Annotated in this window: 1 protein-coding gene; it reads right to left on the bottom strand. The window is 56.6% G+C overall.

Annotation, left to right across the window (positions count from 1 at the left end; all coding sequences use genetic code 11):
- Window positions 1–26: 26 nt before the first annotated feature.
- A partial coding sequence (locus tag HWX25_RS33090; protein WP_175912804.1) for an IS630 family transposase occupies window positions 27–431 on the bottom strand: 405 nt, incomplete at its 5' end.

Here is a 431-nt window from a genome sequence, read left to right as displayed (position 1 = left end):
GGCGGCGCCGGCAGTCGGCCGTTCGGCTAGTCCATTGAACCGGATGAATTGCACCGGATGCGTCGAGTTGGCTCGGAATACTTCCATTTCAATGGAGCTGCCTGCTTGTTGTATTGGCGGATATAGCGCATGAGCTTTTTGTCGAGATCTCTGGTGCTGGTGAATACCCCACGCGTGATGACGTCGCGCTGGATGCGGGCAAACCAGTTCTCGACCTGATTCAGCCATGACGAATACGTGGGGGTGAAATGTATCGAGACGTTCGTATGGTCAGCCAGAAAGGTTTGAACGGCGTCGGTTTTGTGGCTGCTGACGTTGTCGCAGATCACATGGATCTCCTTTCCGGCTGGCTGTGCCGATACCACCTCGGTGAGGAATGCGACGAACTGCGCACTGGTATGGCGTGGGGCAGTCTTGCCCAGCACTTCGCC

This window comes from Burkholderia sp. BCC1640, assembly GCF_902833125.1.
Classification (GTDB): Bacteria; Pseudomonadota; Gammaproteobacteria; order Burkholderiales; family Burkholderiaceae; genus Burkholderia; species Burkholderia diffusa.
The sequence above is the reverse complement of the archived record's forward strand: the minus strand, read 5'-3'. Positions and strand labels throughout refer to the sequence as shown.